The organism is Marinobacter confluentis, from assembly GCF_004785685.1.
In the GTDB taxonomy this organism is placed as follows: Bacteria; Pseudomonadota; Gammaproteobacteria; order Pseudomonadales; family Oleiphilaceae; genus Marinobacter; species Marinobacter confluentis.
Genome location: NZ_SRPF01000074.1, coordinates 1 through 305 on the forward strand (window position 1 = coordinate 1; position 305 = coordinate 305).

Here is a 305-nt window from a genome sequence, read left to right on the forward strand (position 1 = left end):
GATCGTCCGTGGCCGGATGCCCACTCTGGAAATGATCAACGAGCGCTTTGCCCGCTACACCCGTATCAGCCTCTTCAACCTTCTGCGCCGTAACGCCGACGTATCAACCGGTCGCGTCCAGATCATGAAATTCGGCGAATACATCCATACGCTCTATGTTCCCACCAGCCTGAACCTGACCAAGGTTCGCCCGCTGCGTGGCACTTCCCTGTTCGTGCTGGATGCCAAGCTGGTGTTCAAGCTGGTCGATAACGTTTTCGGAGGCGAGGGACGTCACGCCAAGATTGAAGGCCGCGAATTCACGC

The 305-nt window shown here is 57.4% G+C and carries 1 pseudogene; it reads left to right on the plus strand.

Going from position 1 to position 305, the window contains the following annotated elements:
• Positions 1-305: pseudogene (locus E5Q11_RS17610) on the plus strand (flagellar motor switch protein FliM); the annotation flags it as partial.